Below are 16,679 nucleotides of genomic sequence, written 5' to 3'. Positions count from 1 at the left end.
CACAGTCCGCAAGGAGCACGCACTATGAGCAAGAGCCAGACCAGGGTCGTGGTGACCGGTCTCGGTGCAACGACCCCACTCGGCGGCGACATGCCGTCGACCTGGTCCGCCCTGCTCGCCGGCGAGTCCGGTATCCGCAAGCTGGACTGGGAGGGGGTCGACGACCTGCCGGTCCAGTTCGCCGCGACGCTGAAGGTCGACCCGTCCGAGGTGATGCCGAAGCAGAACCTGCGCCGGCTCGACCGCAACCAGGCGATCGCCCTGATCGCCGCGCGCGAGGCCTGGGCCTCCGCCGGGTTCGCCGTGCCGGCGGGCGGCAAGGGGCAGAAGGGCATGGAGCGCCCCGGCGTCGAGGGCGGCTTCACCGTGGACGGCGAGCGCCTCGGCGTGGTGCTGTCCAGCGGCATCGGCGGCCTGCACACCGCTCTCAACAGCTACGACGTCTTCCGGGAGAAGGGCTGGTCCCGGGTCTCGCCCTTCACCGTCCCGATGCTGATGCCGAACGGCGCCTCCGGGCACGTCGGCATCGAGTTCGGCGCGATGGCCGGCTCGCACGCCCTGGTCAGCGCCTGCGCGTCCAGCGGCGAGGCCGTCGGGTACGCCATCGACATGATCCGCGCCGGCCGCGCCGACGTGGTGATCTGCGGTGGCACCGAGTCGTGCATACACCCGCTGCAGATGGCCTCGTTCGGGGCGATGCGCGCGATGTCGACCCGCAACGAGGAGCCGGCGCGCGCGTCCCGGCCCTACGACAAGAACCGCGACGGCTTCGTGCTCGGCGAGGGCGCCGCCGTGATGATCCTCGAATCGGAGGAGCACGCCCGCGCCCGCGGCGCGGACATCCACGGCTTCGCGTCCGGCTGCGGCTACTCCGGCGACGCCTACGACATCGTGCTGCCGGACCCGTCCGGCTCCGGGCAGGCCAAGGCGATGCAGCGGGCGCTCAAGGACGCGGGGCTGGAGCCCGCCGACCTCGTCCACATCAACGCGCACGCGACCTCCACGCCCGCGGGCGACGTCGCGGAGCTGGCCTCCATCAAGGCGGGGCTCGGCGAGGAGGCCGCGCGCCAGGTGGTCATCACCGCGACCAAGTCGATGACCGGGCACCTGCTCGGCGGCGCCGGCGCCCTTGAGTCGATCTTCACGGTCCTCGCCCTCAAGGAGGGCGTCGTCCCGTTCGTGGCCAACCTGGAGGACCTCGACGACGAGGTCGACCTCGACATCGCCCGGGACGAGCCGCGCAAGCTGCCGGACGGCCCGGCCGCGGCGCTCAACAACTCGTTCGGATTCGGCGGCCACAACGTGTCGGTCGCCTTCCAGCGCGCTCTCTGACGCTTCCACGCCGAACGGCCCGCCGGGTTGCGCCCGGCGGGCCGTTCGCGTGTGCGGGGTCCCCGCGCGCGCCCTCCGGCGTCGGTTCACCGGCGGATGATGGCCTGCTCAAGCAGGTCCTGGAGCGCGCGCTGCTGCCGGGGGGTGAGACCGCCCAGCGGCGAGTCCTGGACGAGGAGATCGAGGAGCCGTTCGCGGAGCTCACCGCCGTCGGCGGTGAGGACGAGCTGCTTGGCGCGGCGGTCGGTGGGGTGGGCCCGGCGCTCGACCAGGCCCCGCTTCTCGAGCTTGTCGATGACGAAGGTGGCGTTGGAGGGCTCGCAGCTCATGCGGTCGGCGAGCTCACGCATGGTCATCGGCCCGGTCATCTCCCGCAGCGCGGTGGCCTGGGCCGCGGTGAGGCCCAGGGCGACGGCGCGTTCGCGTACGTGGTCGGCGATCTGCTGGGCCAGTCCGTTCACCAGACCGCACACCTCGCGCTCGGCGACGTCCTGCGGTTCCCCGGGCGTTGTCATGCCTCCATCCTAGCAACTACATCAAGTCATAATAATTAGAGATTGAATGTTTTCAGCTTGATGCTTAAAGTGGTCCCGGCCGCCGCGCAGCACGGCGACGGCCTGACACTGAAGAAGGCAGGGACCATGACGAACTCCACGCTCGACCAGGCCGAGCGGTTGCGACGGCCGGCGGGAATCCGCTCGCTGGTCCTGGGCGACATGAAGATCTCCTACGTGCCGGACGGCGCCGTGCGGCTCCCTCCGCGCGGCTGGCTGCCGGACACCACCGACGAGGCGTGGGCCGCCCACCCGGACTACCTGGACGCCTCCGGTCACCTCGTGGCGAGCATCGGCGGCCTGCTGGTGGAGCACGGCGACCGCGCCCTGCTGATCGACGCGGGTTCGGACCGCAGGCGCCGCCGCCCGACCCGGGCACCCCGCGCGGCGACATCCACGGAGGCGCGCTCCTGGACAGCCTTGCCGAACTCGGCCGCAGGCCGGAGGACATCGAGACCGTCGCCTTCACCCACCTGCATCCCGACCACCTGGGCTGGGCCTGGCATCGCGCCCCCGGAAGCGACCTGCCGGCGTTCGCGCACGCCGACCTCCTTGTGTCCGAGCCGGAGTGGGCCGAGCGCGACCTGCCGGCGGCGCACGGCATGGCCGAGCAGATCGCCGCCATGGCGCCGCGCGTCCGGACCGTGACCGAAGGGCAGGAGATCTTCCCGGGGGTGCGGGTCCGGATCACCGCGGGCCACACGGCCGGCCACGCCGAGTACGTCATCGTCTCGGGCGGACGGCGGCTGATCGCGTTCGGCGACGCCCTGCACTCGCCGGTCCAGGTCGGCCACCCCGAATGGTCGGCGTCCGTCGACCACGACCCCGCCCGATCCGCCGACCACCGCCGCCGTCTCGTCGCCGAACTGGAGGAGCCCGACACGATCGGCTTCGGCGTCCACTTCGCCGACGTGGTGTTCGGGCGGGTCAGGCGGGACGGCGACGGCCCCGCCTGGCATCCCGTGGACACGGACGCCTCCCCCGCGCCCCAGCGCTGACGGTTCGGTTTCCGGAGGACGCCGGTGGGCGTCCCGGCCGTCGCGGCGGTGCCGGACGCGCCTCGACCCGCGCACGCGCGGTCGCCGGGACGGTCCGCCTGGCCTGGTCACCGAGCCTCGGTACCTGGCCTGACGGGCACGCCGGGCGACGCGGCGGCCGGGCCGGGGGCGGAGCGTGCGCGTTGCGGGACGGGCGCGCTCCACGCCGGCGGGGCGGTCAGACGGCGGCGTGCAGCCAGCGGACGGGGGCGCCGTCGCCGGCCCTGCGGAAGGGCTCCAGCTCGTTGTCCCACGGCGTGCCGAGCAGCCGGTCGAGCTCCTGCTCCAGGGCGGCCTTGCCGACGGCGGCGTTCGCCATCACCGCGCGGAGCCGGTCCTCGGGGACCATGATGTCGCCGCTCGCGCCGATGACCCCGGTGAACACCCCGAGGGTCGGGGTGAAGCTGAAGCGGACGCCGTCGGTGCCGGGCGTCGGATCCTCGGTGGCCTCGAACCGCACCAGTTTCCAGTTGCGCAGCGCGGAGGTGATGCCCGCGGCGGTACCGGGCTTCCCTTCCCAATGGAGCTCGGCGCGCAGCGTCCCGGGCGCGGCCGGCTGATCTGCCCATTCAAGGGAAACGGGCACCCCGAGAACACCTGCGGCGGCCCACTCGATGTGCGGGCTCAGCGCAGGTGGCGCGGAGTGGACGTAAAAAACGCCACGTGCGGTCACCGGACCTCCTGGATCTGTACCGAGGCTCGTCTTCCCCTACGGCCTCGTACGTCCCAAGTCGGCGTCCGCGTCCCTCATTGTGCATCATCGGCCGGAGTCGCACCACCGTGAGTTCGCAGTTTGTTGAACGCTTGAACACAGGATGCACATCGTTCACCCGGCGCCTCCGTCAAGATCCACTATTGCGAAGGGGATGCAGGTGTGCGCCCCCTCCGGGGTGACACTCGTCACGGATGCCGCTATCGGCCACGTTCCGCTCTCCTCCCGGCACGGAACGTCATCGCTCCGGCACGATGAGCGGAAGGGTCGGTTCGGCGAGAGCGAGGCTCGATGTTCGATCAGCAGGCGCGGCTGGACCGGGTGCTGGCGCGGCACTCGGACGCGGTCGTGGTGGAGCCGCTGCCAGGGCGGCCGGCGCTCGTCCGCCGGAACGAGATCCTGGTCGCGGGGCGGGACGCTTGCGCCGCCGAGTCGATGGTCCGGCGCTGGTACGACTCGCGCGAGGACGAGGGCGGCGTCACGCGGCTGCGGCTGCGCGCCCCCGCGAAGGTCGACGTGTGCGAGCTGGCGGCCGCCCTCGGAGGCGCGGACCGGCGCCGCCGCAGGCTGAGCGCGGCGCCGAACCACCTCGTCCTCGGCCAGCCGATGTGGTGGAGCGGTCCCGCCGACCTGCCCCGCCCGTCCCCTCCCCTGCCCGCGCCGGAGCGCGGCCCGGTCCGGCGCGACGTGACCGTCGCGATCCTGGACACCGGCCTGTCGCCGCACCCCTGGTACGAGGGCGAGGCGTGGTACCGGGAGCAGGCCGCCGAGGCGGCGGAGGTCCTGGACGCCGATCTGGACTTCGCGCTGGACGCGCAGGCGGGCCACGGCACGTTCATCGCGGGCGTCGTCCTCTCCCAGGCGCCGTCCGCCGAGCTGCGGGCCCGCCGCGTCATCGACGGCCACGGCATCGGCGACGAGCTGGACGTGATCCGGGCGCTGGAGTGGCTCACCGCCTGGGGCCGCGCCGACATCGTCAACGTCTCGCTCGGATGCCACACCTACGACGACCGCCCCTCGCCGGTGCTCTCCCAGGCGATCGCCGCGCTCGGCCGCCGCACGGTCGTCGTGGCATGCGCGGGGAACGCGGCGACGGACCGCCCGTTCTGGCCCGCCGCGATGAAGCCCGTCATCGGCGTCGCCGCCCTGGACGGCGACGACCGGGCCTGGTTCTCCAATCACGGATGGTGGGTGGACGCGTGCGCGCAGGGGGTGGGCGTGGCGAGTGCCTTCGTCCGGTTCGACGGCCCGCGCTCCGCGGTGAACGGTGCCGATCCCGACCGGTTCGACGGCTACGCGACCTGGAGCGGGACGTCGTTCGCGACGCCGGCGGTGGCGGGACGGATCGCCGCCCTCGCCGCGGAGGAGGGCGTCGGCGCGCCCGAGGCGGCCGACCGCGTCCTCGATCCCGCGCGGCACCCGGTGCTTCCGGGCCTCGGCACCGAAGTGCACACCGCGTCACCGCCCGATGCCTTAGGGTGAAGGCGAAGCAGGGGGCCTCGGGAGGAGACTTCGGTGGCCCGTAGGGACAATACGGACGAGCTGGTGGTCCGGGCACGCGACGGCGACGGTGACGCGTGGGCCCGGCTGGTCGAGCGGCACAGCGGGCTGCTGTGGTCGATCGCCCGCTCGTACGGTCTGAACGACGCGGACGCGGGCGACGCGGTGCAGACGACGTGGCTGCGGCTGGTGGAGCGGATCGACGAGCTCCGCGAGCCCGCCGCGGCGGCGTGCTGGCTGGCCACGACGGCGCGCAACGAGAGCTTACGGCTCGCGCGCCGGCGCGGCCGCACCCTTCCGTCGGTGCCCGCGCCGCGCGAGCCCGAGCCCGACCCCGAGCGGGTGATCGCGGCGCGCGAGCGGCTCGGCCTGGTCGGCGCGGCCCTGGAGAGGCTGCCGCTGCGCTGCCGGACGCTGCTGCGGCTGTTCGCGCTGGCCCCGAGCCACGCCGAACTGGCCGCCGCCCTCGGCATCCCCGTCGGCAGCGTCGGCCCGACGCGGGCGCGCTGCCTGGACTCCCTGCGGAGGCTCGTCCCGTGAACGACGACGAACTGATGGCGGGGGTCCGCGCGACGTTCCAGATCCTCGACCCGGTGCCGGCGGCCGTCCTCGCGGCGGCCCGCGCGTCGATCGCGTGGCGGGCGCCGGCCGCGCGGCTGGCGGAACTGGAGCACGACCGGGGCGGACGCGCGGCGGGCGTGCGGGGCGGCCCGGCCCGGACGCTGACGTTCGCCTGCCCGGACGCGGCGGTCGAGATCGAGGTCTCCCCGGACGGCCGGCTCCGGGAGATCCACGGGCGGCTCGTCCCGTCCGCGGCGGCGCTGGTCGAGGTCCGGCACCGCGACCTGCCGCCGGGCGGGATCACGGCGCGCACGGAGCCGGCGGGGATGTTCTGGCTGCCGCGCGTGCCGGCCGGCCTCGTGAGCCTGATCCTGCGGCTGGACGACGGCACGTCGATCGTCACGAGCTGGATCCGGCTGTGACCGGGCAGGACGAGCCCGTCCTGCTGCGGATGGCGGCGCGGGACCCCGCGACCGCCTTCACGCGGGCGCTCGCACTGCTGGAGGACGGCGGCGGGGTCCTGCCGCTGCGCGTGGCCGGCCTGGCGGCCAAGGAGCTGGGACGCCTGGACGAGGGGCTCGCCTTCCTCCGGCGCGCCCTGGAACTGGCCTCCGGATCCGACCCGTATGCGGCGGCGCAGGTGCGGATGAACCTCGTCGGGCTGCTCACGGCGAGCGGCGACGTCACCGGGGCGCTCGCCCACGCGCGGCGGGCGGAGACCGTCCTGCGCGGATCCGACGCCGACCGCCTGGCCGCGAACAAGGCGGCCGCTCTGGCCCGGGCCGGACGTCTGGAGGAGGCGCACGAGGTCGCCCTTCAGGCCCTCCCCCGGTTACGCGAAGGGCAGGACCCCGCCGCGCTCAACGGTCTCCTCACCAACCTCGGCCTGGCGCGTGTGTTCCGCGGTGACTACGACGGCGCGGAGGAGGCGCTGGCCGAGGCCGTCGCCGTCGGGGAGGCCGCCGGGTTGCGCCACCAGACGGCCATGGCGAAGGGGAACCTGGCCTTCACGGTGTCGCGGCGTGGGGACGTCCCGCGCGCGCTCCGTCTCTTCGCGGAGGCAGAACAGGGCCTGGCCGGTGAGCGCCTGGCGCAGTGCCGGTTCGACCAGGCGGAGACGCTGATCATGGCCGGGCTGCCGGGCGAGGCGCGTCCCGTCCTCACCGCCGCCTTGGACGCGGCCACGTCGAACGGGTACCGATGCGACACGGCGGACGGCTACCTGCTCCTCGCCCACGCCGAACTGGCCGACGGCAACGCGGAGGAGGCCACGGTGGCGGCGGAGCGGGCCCGGACGACGTTCACCGAGCAGCAGCGCGCCGGATGGGCGCTTCTGGCCGAGCACGTGCTGCTCAAGGCCCGGTGGGCGTCCGGTGAGCGATCCGCCGTCCTGCTCCGTTCGGCCACGGCCGCGGCGGAACGGCTGGAGAGCGGCGGCTGGGCGGACGCCGCCGACGAGGCCCGCATCGTCGCCGCGCGCGTGGCGCTTTCGCTGGGCCGTCCGGCAGGGCATCTGCTGGCCTCCGTCCGGCGGACGAGCGGCCCGGCCTCGGGCCGGATCGCCGCCTGGCACGCGATAGCCCTCGAACACTCCTCCCGCGACGCCCGCAAGGGCGCGGTGGCGGCCGTCAGGGCCGGGCTGGAGGTGACCGAGGAGCATGCGGAGGCCCTGGACGCGCTCGACCTGCGCGCCCGCGCGGCGGGCCTGGCCGCGGAACTGGCGGAGCTCGGCCTCCGCCTGTCGGGGTCGGCGCGGGAACTGCTCGCCGTGGAGGAGCGGCGGCGGGCGATCGCGCGGCCGGTCCGCGTCCGCCCGCCCCGGGACCCCGAGCGCGCCGCGGCGCTGACCGCGCTGCGCGCCCTCAGCGTCGACCGCACGGCCGACACCGCCCGGGGCGGGGACCCGCCCGCTCCCCCGGCGGACCTGACCGCGCTGGAGGCGAGGATCCGCGAGCGGACGCGCCGCCGCCCGTCCGGCGCGTCGCCGGGCCGCCCCGCCGCGGCCGGCGAGGTCGCCGCCGCGCTCGGCGACCGCGCCCTCGTCGAGCTGATCGCGATCGGCGGCGAACTGCACGCCGTCACCGTGGCGGGCGGCCGCACCCGCCGCCACCGCCTCGGCCCGGGCGACGCGGCGCGCCGCGAGACCGGCCTGCTCCGCTTCGCCGCCTGCCGCCTCGCCGAGAACGCCGGATCGCCGGCGCCGTCCGCCCTCACCGGCGCGGCCGAACGCCTCGACCGCCTCCTGCTCGCCCCGCTCCGCCCCGTCCTGGACGACCGCGAGCTGGTCATCGCCCCGACAGGGGCCCTGCACGGCCTGCCCTGGGCGGCGCTCCCGTCCCTGGCGGGGCGCCCGTTCACGGTCGTGCCGTCCGCCGGAGCCTGGCTCCACGCCCGCACGCGCGCCCCCTCCGGCGGGCACGCCGTCCTCGTGGCGGGCCCCGATCTCCTGCACGCCGACCGTGAGATCGCCGCGCTCCGCCGCCTCCACCCCGGCGCCGCCGTCCTGGACGGCCCGGACGCCCGCGCCGAACCCGTCCGCGACGCCCTGGAGGGCGCCGCCCTCGCCCACATCGCCGCCCACGGCGAGTTCCATCCGGGCAACGCCCTGTTCTCCCGGCTGCGCCTCGCCGACGGCCCCCTCATGGTCCACGACCTGGACGAGCTGGCCGACCCGCCGCACCTGATCGTCCTGTCCGCGTGCGACATCGGCCGCGCCGACGAGGGGGACGCCGTCCTCGGCATGGCCGGCGCCCTGCTGGCCCTCGGCACCGCCACCGTGATCGCGAGCGTCCTGCCCGTCCGGGACGACGCGACCCCGGCCTTCATGACCGCCTTCCACACGGCGCTGGCGGCCGGAAAGACCCCCTCCCGGGCCCTGGCCGCCACCACCCGCACCCCGGCCACGACCGGCTTCCTCGCCATGGGCACCGGCTGACACCCGCCCGCGGGCGGCGGGGTCGGGGTCAGCCGTCGCCTGCGGCGATCGGGTTGGCGGGGTCGGCGACCCAGTTCGACCAGGAGCCCACGTAGAGGGCGGCCGGGATTCCGGCGAGGTGGAGGGCGAGGATCTCGTGGGCGGCGGTGACGCCGGAACCGCAGTAGGCACCGACGTCGAGGGCGTCGGTGGCGCCGAGCTGCGCGAAACGCTCGCGCAGCAGCTCCGGCGGCAGGAACCGGCCGTCGACGCCGACGTTTCCCGAGGTGGGAGCGTTCCGGGCGCCCGGGATGTGCCCGGCCACCGGGTCGACGGGCTCCTGCTCGCCGCGGTACCGCTCGGCGGCGCGGGCGTCCAGCAGCACGCCCGCGCGGGCCAGCTCCGCGGCGCCCTCGGCGTCCAGGACGGGGAGGCGGCCGGGGGCGGCGACGAAGTCGCCCGGCTTGCCCTCGGGATCGGCGGTGCTCACCGCGTGGCCGGCCTCCGTCCAGGCGCGGTAGCCGCCGTCCAGGACGCGGACCCGGTCGTGCCCGAAGTAGCGCAGCGACCACCAGACCCGGGCGGCGGCCGTGGAGTCGGCGTCGTCGTAGACCACGACCGGGCCGCCGGCCGAGACCCCGGCCCGGCGCATCGCCGCCTCGAAGGCGGCGGGGTCCGGCAGGGGGTGGCGCCCGCCGGGCCCCGGCGGCCCGGCCACGTCGCGGTCGAGGTCGACGAACACGGCGCCGGGCAGGTGCCCCCTGCGGTAGGACTCCACCCCCGGCGGCCCCGCCAGATGCCATCGGACGTCCAGCAGGACCACGTTCTCCCGCCGTCGGAGCAGCCGGTCCAGCGCGGGCACTTCGATGAGAGGGTGCACATCGCCAGTTTGGCCGCCGTTGCCCCGATTAGGGAGGGGCGAATCCGGGTTCATCTCATCTCCGCGGGATCTCAGGGCCGGGACGCGGTGAGCAGCGGCACCAGTTGCTCGGCCGGGACGAGGGAGCCGTGCATGCCGACCATCGCCTCCAGCCACGGCTCCCGCTCGGACGCGACGATCGCGAGGTCGGCGTGCGGGACGGCGACCACGTCGCCGATCCGCTCCAGCATCCCGGGGCCGATCGCGCCGAACCAGCCGTTCTCGACGGCGTGCTCGCGGCTGACGACCCACGCGCGGTCGCCCAGCGTCGCCGTCCAGGCGGCGAGCACGTCCGCGTGGGCGCCCGGCTCGCTGTAGACGTAGCGGGCGCGGGCGTCCCCGCCGAGCAGGGCGACGCCCGCCGCCAACTCGGGGACGGTGTCGACGTCGATCCGCTCGTCCGGGTCGACCATGCCGTGGTCGGCGGTCACGTGCAGGGACGAGCCCGGCGGCAGGGCCTCCGCCAGGCGCTGCGCGAGGCGGTCGACGTACCGGAGCATCTGCCGCCAGTCGGCGGAGCCGACCCCGAACCGGTGGCCGGACGCGTCGAGGTCGGCGTAGTACACGGTGACGTAGGCCCGGTCGCCGCGCCGCAGGGCCAGCCCGGCGCGGTCGGCGAGCTGGTCGGGGCCGCGGCCCGCGATGTAGTCGGCGCCGCGCGTGGTGGCGCGGCTGAGACTGGACCCCCGGTACAGGGGCTCCGCCACGTAGGCGACCTCGACGCCGTCCGCGGCCGCCCGCCCGTAGGCGGTCGGGACCGGCTGGAACGTCTCGGGCACGACGGTGTCGTCCTCCCAGCGCAGGCAGTTCAGCAGCCGCCCGGTGCCGGGGACCGCGATCTGCACGCCGAGCAGCCCGTGCTCGCCGGGCGGGGCGCCGGTGGCCAGCGAGCCGAGGCTGCTGACGGTCGTCGCCGGGAACCCGGCCGTGATCGGGCCGCCGTCCATCGCGTTCAGGAAGGGCGCCTCGCCGGGGTGGGCCCGCAGCTGCTCCCAGCCGAGACCGTCGACCACCAGCACGCAGACGCGCGGCACGGCGGGCAGGCCCAGGACGTTCACCGCGCCGGGGACGCCGAGCGCGGCCAGCGCGGAGGGCGGCAGGTCGGCCAGCGCGGCCTCCCCGTACCGCGGGACGGGCGGTTCGGGGAGGGACGGTCCCGCTCCGCGACCGGCCTCGCCGCGCCGTCCGGCGATCGCCTCGCTCACTGCGCGGTCGCGGCGGACAGTTCCTCGGCGAACGCCAGCACCTGGCTCACGGCGTCCGCGCCGTCGGCGGCCTCGCTGACCCGCAGCGACAGGTCGTCGGCCGTGACGCTGCCGGTGTAGCCGTGGTCGGCCTCGCAGTTCTCGTCGCCGCACGTCGCGGGTTCGAGGTCGATGTGGGCGATGGCGCCCCAGCCGATGGTCAGCACCACCTCGGTGGGCGGCACCCCGGGCACGTAGGACGCCGGGTCCGGGACGACCCGCGTCACCGCGACCGACTGGACGCGCTCCAGCTTGACGGCCTCGGTGGTGGTGGACGCGTGCGGCCGCGTCATGCCCTCGCCGGGCGGGTGCTCGTCGGTGTGGCACACGAGCAGCCGGCTCGCCGACAGCACGAGCACGGTCACGTGCCGCCGCACCTCCATGGCGGGGTCGAAGGTCGCCTCGTGGTGGACGACGTAGGCGACGACGCGCTCGTCCCCGACGGCCGACTCGACGGCGTCCGCGACCAGGGCCGGGTAGTAACCGCTGCGCTCGATCGCCGTGCGCAGACCGCTGACGGTCGCTCGGGTTTCCCTCATGGCCCCATCCTGCCCTGTCCGGGGCCGGACGCGCACATGACCGCCGTGGCGCACGGTCATATGTCCGTGTGCGGGGTAACGTCCGTGTGCGGGGTACAGGGTGGGCATGGACGAGCATCCCCTGCCGACCCCGCCGCCGGTGCCGCCTCCCACCCCGGACCCGGCGCCTCCCCCGCAGCCCCCGGTGCCGCCCCAGCCGCCGCCCGGCCCCGCGCCGCGGCCGCCCGGACCCGTCCCGCCCGGTCCCTCGCCGGAGCCGATACCGCCCGGCCCGCCGCCGGAGCCGTCCCCGCCCGCGCCGGGGCCCGAACCCGTCCCGCCGGGACCCGCGCCCGACCCCGTCCCGCCGACCCCGGAGCCCAGCCCTCCCCCGCCGCCGGACTGACGCCGAGCGCATGGCTCGTGGTCATGAGCGCGCGTGACCCGCACCTTCCGCCGAGGGCGCCAGAAGCCCGGCGCCCGTGTCACAGGTGGCGCGGCTCCAGTTCGGGACGCGGCCCGAGCGGGCGCTCCAGCGTGAGCGTCACCGCCCGCACCGCGACCCCGGACGGGCCCACCGTGACGGGGCTCAGCTCCAGCCGCGCCACCTCCGGCAGGTCGTAGCCGAGGCGCGACGCGCGCAGCAGCAGTTCCTCCAGGGCCCCCAGGTTCACCGGATCGGCGCCCCGGTGCCCGAGCAGCAGCGGGGCGGTGCGGATCGCGCGGATCATCTCCGCCGCCTCCGCGTCCGCCAGCGGCGAGAGGCGGTAGGCGCGGTCATCCAGCAGCTCGGCCGTCTCGTCGGCGATCCCGAACGAGACCAGCGCGCCGAACGAGCGGTCCTCCCTGACCACGATGCGGGTCGCGACGCCGTCCGTCCCGCCGGCGAGCGCGATGCCGTAGCAGGCCAGCAGCTCCGCCGCCTGCTCCGGCGCGACCTGGACGGGGCCGCCGTCGCCCAGCCACGCGGCGACCAGCTCCCGCGCCTTGGCGCGGTCCACGTCCTCGAACACCGGCATGCGGCCGGGAGGACGCTGCCGCCACCGCGCGTACCGGATCACGTACGCCAGCGCCCGGACGGCGTCCTCGGGCGCCGTGTAGGACGGCACGGAGCCCTCCGCGGCCATCCCGTCCGGGCCGGTGACGCGCAGGTCGGCGGGCATCCCCTCGGTGCCGAGGTAGGTCGCCACGATCGGCTTCCTGCCCTCGGCCGCCAGCCGGAGGATCCGCTCGGGGACGCGCACGTCGTAGCCGCCGATCGTCGGCGGCGTGAACAGCGCCACGACCGCGTCGACCGTGTCGTCGTCGAGGGCCCCGGCGAGGGCGGCCTCGTAGTCGTCGGCGTCGGCGCGGGGGCCGAGGTCGATGCGGGGCCGGACCTCCAGGCCGAGCGCGACGGCCTCGTCCTGCGCCAGCAGGCCCAGCGAGTTGGAGTTGTCGATGATCGCGATGCGGTCGCCCGCCGGGAGCGGCTGGTAGGCCAGGATCTGCGCCACGTCGAACAGCTCCGCCAGGTCCTCCACCCGGATCACGCCGGCCTGCTCGAACAGCGCGCTGACCGCGTGGTCGGGCAGGGTGAGCGCCCGCGCCGCGTGCCCGATCGGGACGCCCTGCGTGCTGCGCCCGCTCTTCACCGCCACGATCGGCTTGCGGCGCCCGAGCCTGCGCGCCAGCCGCGCGAACTTGCGGGGGTTGCCCAGCGACTCCAGGTACAGCAGGACGGCCCTGGTCGCCGGGTCCTCCTCCCAGTACTGCATCAGGTCGTTGCCGGAGACGTCCGCCCGGTTCCCCGCCGAGACGAACGTGGACAGCCCGAGACCGCGGGCCGCCGTCCGCTGCAAGATGGCGATGCCCAGGGCGCCTGACTGGGAGAAGAACCCCACCGGCCCCCGTCCGGGCATGGTCGGCGCCAGGGTCGCGTTCAGGCGCACATCGGTGTCGGTGTTGGCGATACCTAGGCAGTTGGGTCCGACGACCCGCATGCCGTACGCGCGCGCCAGCCGCACCAGTTGCTCCTGGGCGGCCCGTCCTTCCTCCCCGACCTCGCCGAAGCCGGACGACACGACGACCAGCCCCCGCACGCCCTTGCCCGCGCACTCCTCCACGACCTCGTGGACGGCGTCGGCCCGCACCGCCACGACCGCGAGGTCCACGTCGTCCGGGATCTCCAGGACGGACGCGTAGGCGCGGACCCCCGCCACCGCGACCGCCGTCGGGTGCACCGGGTACACGGGCCCGCTGAAGTCCCCGGCGAGCAGGTTCCGCAGGACGGTCTGGCCGACGCTGTGCTCGGCCCGGCTCGCCCCGATCACCGCCACCGACCGCGGGAACAGCAGCCGCTGGATGGAGCGCGACTCGGCCCGGTGCTCGCGCGCCGTCATGACCTCCAGCGAGGTGTCGGTCGGCTCCAGGTCGAGGACGAGCTCGATCACGCCCTCCTCGAAGCGCTGCTCCGCCCGGTACCCCGCCTCCCGGAACACCCGGGTCATCCGCCGGTTGTCGGGCAGGACGCTCGCCACGAAGCGGCGCACGCCCCGCTCCCGCGCCGCCGCCGCGATGTGCTCCAGCAGCACCGCGCCGAGCCCGCGGCCCTGGTGCGCGTCCTCCACCAGGAACGCCACCTCCGCCGTCTCCCGCCGGTCGGCGAGCCGGTCGTAGCGGACGACCGCCACCATCTCCCCCGCGATCGTGGCGATCAGCGCGGCGCGCCGGTCGTGGTCGACGGTCGTGAAGTGCTCGACCTCGCGGTCCGACAGCTGGGGGCGCGGCGAGAAGAACCGGTAGTAGATCGACTCCGGGGACAGCCGCGCGTGGAACGTGCGCAGGAGATCGGCGTCCTCGGGCCGGATGGGACGCAGATGGGCCGTCCCGCCGTCGCTGAGGACGACGTCGGCCTCCCATTGATCCGGATAACGCTCGGTCACGTACCCGAGGGTAAGGCACGGATGCGTGACGACCCCGCGACGAAAAAACCGTCTTCCTCGGTTTCGCTGCGCGTTCGAGACCTAATCCGGGCTCCGAAGCTGTTACGGTCGAGCACACCCAAGAATTGCCGCTCGCGCGGGCCGTGTTGATCGAGGTGATGACTCCATGACGCGCGTGGTCGTGGTCGGCGATCTTATGACAGATACCGTGGCACGTGCCGCGTTTCCCCTGGCCAAGGGGAGCGACACGCCGGCCGCCGTGACGATGCACGGTGGCGGCTCCGGCGCCAACGTGGCCGCCTGGCTGGCCGTGGAGGGAACCGACGCCGCATTCGTCGGCCGCCGCGGCTCCGACATCGCGGGCCGGAACCGGGACATGGAGTTGATGGGCTACGGCGTCGACGCCCGCCTCGTCATGGACCAGGAACGTCCCACCGGCACCTGTGTGATCATGGTCACCCACAAGGGCGACCGGACGATGCTGTCGGATCCCGGCGCCAACGCCGCCCTCCTGCCGGAGGACATCGAGCGCTGCAAGGACCTCTTCTCCGGCAGCACCCACCTGCACCTGTCGGGCTACGCCCTGATCAACGAGGGATCCCGCAAGGCGGCCATCCACACTCTGGAGATCGCCCGCAAGGTGCAGATGTCGGTGTCCGTGGACGGCGGCTCCTCGTCCCCGCTCAAGCGGATGGGCGCCGAGCCCTTCCTGGAGTGGACGCAGGGCGCGCGCCTCCTGGTCGTCAACGCCAAGGAGGCCGAGATCCTCACCGGCCGCGACACGCCGGAGCAGGCCGCCAAGGTCCTGACCGCCTGGTACCCCCAGGTCGTGATCAAGGCCGGTGCCGACGGGGCCATCTGGTACACCAACGGCCGCCCGGAGCCGGTCACCGTCGCCGCGGAGCCCGTCGAGAAGATCATCGACGGCACCGGGGCCGGCGACGCGTTCGTCGCCGGGTTCCTCCCGCCGTGGCTGGACGGCAAGCAGCCGGCCGACGCCCTCACCGCGGGCTGCCGCCTGGCGGCGCGCGCCATGCAGCACCTCGGCGCCCGCCCCACCCTCGACGTGGTGGACAACCAGATCAAGTAGGGGCGGGCCCGCTCAGGCGAGCGGGGTGTAGGTGCGGACGTCCTCCCTGACCGCGTCCCAGAGGCGGTTCAGGGGGTGGCCCGCGTCGTAGCGTTCGAGGTCGGCGCGGCGGACGAAGGCGCCCGTCATGAACTCGGCCTTGGGCTCCAGGTCGTCGTGCAGCCCGATCGCGCGGAGCGGGACGGCGCCCGGGTCCTCCTGCGCGGCCATGCCCCGGCCGATCGACCCGGTGACGATCATGCAGCCGCGCACGAACCCCGACCGCAGCAGCGACAGCCCGTAGTGCACGTCGTCGATGTCGGCGACGACGTTGAGCCGCTCGCGGAAGTTCGCCCCGTACCAGGTGGCGAGCAGGTCGGCGACGAGCCCGGCGGGCGGGACCACCAGCGGCACCCGCCCGAGGCGGCTGGTCTGCACCGGCGTGCCGGGCAGCTCGCCCTCCGGCAGGTTGGTGAGCAGCAGCGCCTGGCCCCGCGCGTACTCGATGACCTCGTACTCCTCCAGGCGCAGGTCGCCCTCCGGGGTGCTGACGATGCTGCCGCAGATGAGGTCGACCTGGCGGGTCTCCAGCCGCGACCACAGGTCCTTCGTGCGGACGTGGGCGACCTTGAACTCGACCTCGCGCTGCCGGAACTCCTCCGAGACCCGGTCCCAGGCCCTGGAGACGATCGGCAGGGTGAACTCCGTGGTGCCGACCGTCAGCATGCGGCCGAGGCGGCGCCGGCTCCAGTGAATGGACTCCAGCCATTTCCCGAACGTCAGGCGCGCCAGTTCGACCGTGGTCTCCCCGGTCGGGGTGAACAGGTAGTCCTTCCCGCGCCCCTGCCGGACGGTCAGGACCTCGCCGCACAGCACCTGGCTGTTGCGGTTCAGCGTGTCGAGCTGCTTCTGGACGCTCGACTGCTCGCGCCCCAGCACCCGGGCCGCTCGCAGCGCCGACCCGGTCTCGTGCACCACCAGCAGGGTCCGCAGCTGGTCGAACGTCATGTCGAGCAGTCCGGGCGGACAGTCAAGCAGCGAGTCGAGGGTCGGCGGCACGGGGAGGGACATTACTACCTCTTCCGGGACCCCGCAGAAATGGCCGCGGGGCCAACTATGCGGGAAATGATGACATTTCCGCCTGAACTTATCTCAAGATGTTCTCCCAAACAACTGGACAGAGTTTTCTAACCTCTAGAACACTTTCCATCGAGCCGCTCCACCGCCGCCGTCACCCGTCCCACTCCCGGACGGCGGCGCTCCCGGGCGTGCCCCGGCGGTGCCGGCCGCCGGGGCCGCCGCCCGGCGCCCTGGTCTCCCGTTCGCCGCGGCTCTTCTCCGCCGCGGCGCCGGGACCGGACGCCGACCCGTGCGCGGGGCCGCGCGCACGGGTCG

At 74.7% G+C, this 16,679-nt stretch carries 15 protein-coding genes; 8 read left to right on the top strand and 7 right to left on the bottom strand.

Going from position 1 to position 16,679, the window contains the following annotated elements:
• Positions 1 to 24 precede the first annotated feature (24 nt).
• The gene (locus ACQEU6_RS41795) at positions 25 to 1,332 is read left to right on the top strand and encodes a beta-ketoacyl-[acyl-carrier-protein] synthase family protein (RefSeq protein WP_499339283.1); all 1,308 of its coding nucleotides are present in this window, start codon (positions 25 to 27) and stop codon (positions 1,330 to 1,332) included.
• A gap of 86 nt (positions 1,333 to 1,418) precedes the next feature.
• Here ACQEU6_RS41795 and ACQEU6_RS41790 read toward each other — a convergent pair whose 3' ends face one another.
• On the bottom strand, positions 1,419 to 1,847 hold the full coding sequence (locus ACQEU6_RS41790; protein ID WP_499339281.1) for a MarR family winged helix-turn-helix transcriptional regulator: 429 nt from the start codon (positions 1,845 to 1,847) through the stop codon (positions 1,419 to 1,421).
• Between the two features lie 278 nt (positions 1,848 to 2,125).
• Here ACQEU6_RS41790 and ACQEU6_RS41785 point away from each other — a divergent pair, with 278 nt between their 5' ends.
• Positions 2,126 to 2,884: an MBL fold metallo-hydrolase gene (locus tag ACQEU6_RS41785; RefSeq protein WP_499339280.1), complete on the top strand. Its 759-nt coding sequence runs from the start codon at positions 2,126 to 2,128 to the stop codon at positions 2,882 to 2,884.
• Between the two features lie 217 nt (positions 2,885 to 3,101).
• Here the strand turns inward: ACQEU6_RS41785 and ACQEU6_RS41780 are convergent, their stop codons facing one another.
• A complete protein-coding gene (locus ACQEU6_RS41780; RefSeq protein ID WP_499339278.1) occupies positions 3,102 to 3,596 on the bottom strand; it encodes a DUF3145 domain-containing protein in 495 nt (164 codons plus the stop codon).
• 330 nt (positions 3,597 to 3,926) lie between these two features.
• Here ACQEU6_RS41780 and ACQEU6_RS41775 point away from each other — a divergent pair, with 330 nt between their 5' ends.
• The 4 genes from ACQEU6_RS41775 to ACQEU6_RS41760 are packed head-to-tail and all read left to right on the top strand — an operon-like array spanning position 3,927 to position 8,631.
• Positions 3,927 to 5,117, top strand: coding sequence for a S8 family peptidase (locus tag ACQEU6_RS41775; protein ID WP_499339277.1), 1,191 nt, complete (start codon positions 3,927 to 3,929; stop codon positions 5,115 to 5,117).
• Positions 5,118 to 5,150: 33 nt separating this feature from the next.
• Positions 5,151 to 5,675 carry an RNA polymerase sigma factor gene (locus ACQEU6_RS41770; RefSeq protein ID WP_499339275.1) on the top strand — a complete coding sequence of 175 codons (525 nt, stop codon included), beginning with the start codon at positions 5,151 to 5,153 and terminating at the stop codon, positions 5,673 to 5,675.
• On the top strand, positions 5,672 to 6,118 hold the full coding sequence (locus tag ACQEU6_RS41765; RefSeq protein ID WP_499339274.1) for a hypothetical protein: 447 nt from the start codon (positions 5,672 to 5,674) through the stop codon (positions 6,116 to 6,118). The genes ACQEU6_RS41770 and ACQEU6_RS41765 overlap by 4 nt, the downstream gene beginning before the upstream one ends.
• Positions 6,115 to 8,631, top strand: a complete 2,517-nt coding sequence (locus ACQEU6_RS41760) for a CHAT domain-containing protein (protein ID WP_499339273.1) — start codon at positions 6,115 to 6,117, stop codon at positions 8,629 to 8,631. Before ACQEU6_RS41765 ends, ACQEU6_RS41760 begins: the two co-directional genes overlap by 4 nt.
• A gap of 28 nt (positions 8,632 to 8,659) precedes the next feature.
• Here the strand turns inward: ACQEU6_RS41760 and ACQEU6_RS41755 are convergent, their stop codons facing one another.
• The 3 genes from ACQEU6_RS41755 to ACQEU6_RS41745 all read right to left on the bottom strand — a co-directional run bounded on the left by ACQEU6_RS41755 (position 8,660) and on the right by ACQEU6_RS41745 (position 11,312).
• A complete protein-coding gene (locus tag ACQEU6_RS41755; RefSeq protein WP_499339272.1) occupies positions 8,660 to 9,490 on the bottom strand; it encodes a sulfurtransferase in 831 nt (276 codons plus the stop codon).
• Positions 9,491 to 9,561: 71 nt separating this feature from the next.
• Entirely contained in the window at positions 9,562 to 10,734 is a 1,173-nt protein-coding gene (locus tag ACQEU6_RS41750) for an alkaline phosphatase family protein (RefSeq protein WP_499339271.1), read from the bottom strand.
• Entirely contained in the window at positions 10,731 to 11,312 is a 582-nt protein-coding gene (locus ACQEU6_RS41745; RefSeq protein WP_218826204.1) for a DUF5998 family protein, read from the bottom strand. The genes ACQEU6_RS41750 and ACQEU6_RS41745 overlap by 4 nt, the downstream gene beginning before the upstream one ends.
• Before the next feature lie 106 nt (positions 11,313 to 11,418).
• Here ACQEU6_RS41745 and ACQEU6_RS41740 point away from each other — a divergent pair, with 106 nt between their 5' ends.
• Positions 11,419 to 11,697 (top strand): hypothetical protein, encoded by a 279-nt coding sequence (locus tag ACQEU6_RS41740; RefSeq protein WP_499339270.1) that lies wholly within the window; start codon positions 11,419 to 11,421, stop codon positions 11,695 to 11,697.
• 79 nt (positions 11,698 to 11,776) lie between these two features.
• Here the strand turns inward: ACQEU6_RS41740 and ACQEU6_RS41735 are convergent, their stop codons facing one another.
• Positions 11,777 to 14,215, bottom strand: a complete 2,439-nt coding sequence (locus ACQEU6_RS41735) for a bifunctional acetate--CoA ligase family protein/GNAT family N-acetyltransferase (protein WP_499339269.1) — start codon at positions 14,213 to 14,215, stop codon at positions 11,777 to 11,779.
• Between the two features lie 166 nt (positions 14,216 to 14,381).
• Between ACQEU6_RS41735 and ACQEU6_RS41730 the strand changes: the two genes are divergently transcribed.
• Positions 14,382 to 15,305 carry a carbohydrate kinase family protein gene (locus ACQEU6_RS41730; protein ID WP_499339268.1) on the top strand — a complete coding sequence of 308 codons (924 nt, stop codon included), beginning with the start codon at positions 14,382 to 14,384 and terminating at the stop codon, positions 15,303 to 15,305.
• 12 nt (positions 15,306 to 15,317) lie between these two features.
• Here the strand turns inward: ACQEU6_RS41730 and ACQEU6_RS41725 are convergent, their stop codons facing one another.
• Entirely contained in the window at positions 15,318 to 16,355 is a 1,038-nt protein-coding gene (locus ACQEU6_RS41725; protein ID WP_499339266.1) for a LysR family transcriptional regulator, read from the bottom strand.
• Between the last annotated feature and the right edge of the window lie 324 nt (positions 16,356 to 16,679).

The organism is Spirillospora sp. CA-108201, from assembly GCF_050936235.1.
Taxonomy (GTDB): Bacteria; Actinomycetota; Actinomycetes; order Streptosporangiales; family Streptosporangiaceae; genus Spirillospora.
Note: the sequence above shows the minus strand (reverse complement) of the source record. Positions and strands in the feature narration are given on the sequence as shown.

Excerpts from the sequence above, each read along its gene's own strand:
- ACQEU6_RS41730 (WP_499339268.1), top strand. The coding sequence starts at position 14,382 with ATGACGCGCGTGGTCGTGGTCGGCGATCTTATGACAGATACCGTGGCA.
- ACQEU6_RS41745 (WP_218826204.1), bottom strand. The coding sequence starts at position 11,312 with ATGAGGGAAACCCGAGCGACCGTCAGCGGTCTGCGCACGGCGATCGAG.
- ACQEU6_RS41740 (WP_499339270.1), top strand. The coding sequence starts at position 11,419 with ATGGACGAGCATCCCCTGCCGACCCCGCCGCCGGTGCCGCCTCCCACC.
- ACQEU6_RS41795 (WP_499339283.1), top strand. The coding sequence starts at position 25 with ATGAGCAAGAGCCAGACCAGGGTCGTGGTGACCGGTCTCGGTGCAACG.
- ACQEU6_RS41725 (WP_499339266.1), bottom strand. The coding sequence starts at position 16,355 with ATGTCCCTCCCCGTGCCGCCGACCCTCGACTCGCTGCTTGACTGTCCG.
- ACQEU6_RS41775 (WP_499339277.1), top strand. The coding sequence starts at position 3,927 with ATGTTCGATCAGCAGGCGCGGCTGGACCGGGTGCTGGCGCGGCACTCG.
- ACQEU6_RS41790 (WP_499339281.1), bottom strand. The coding sequence starts at position 1,847 with ATGACAACGCCCGGGGAACCGCAGGACGTCGCCGAGCGCGAGGTGTGC.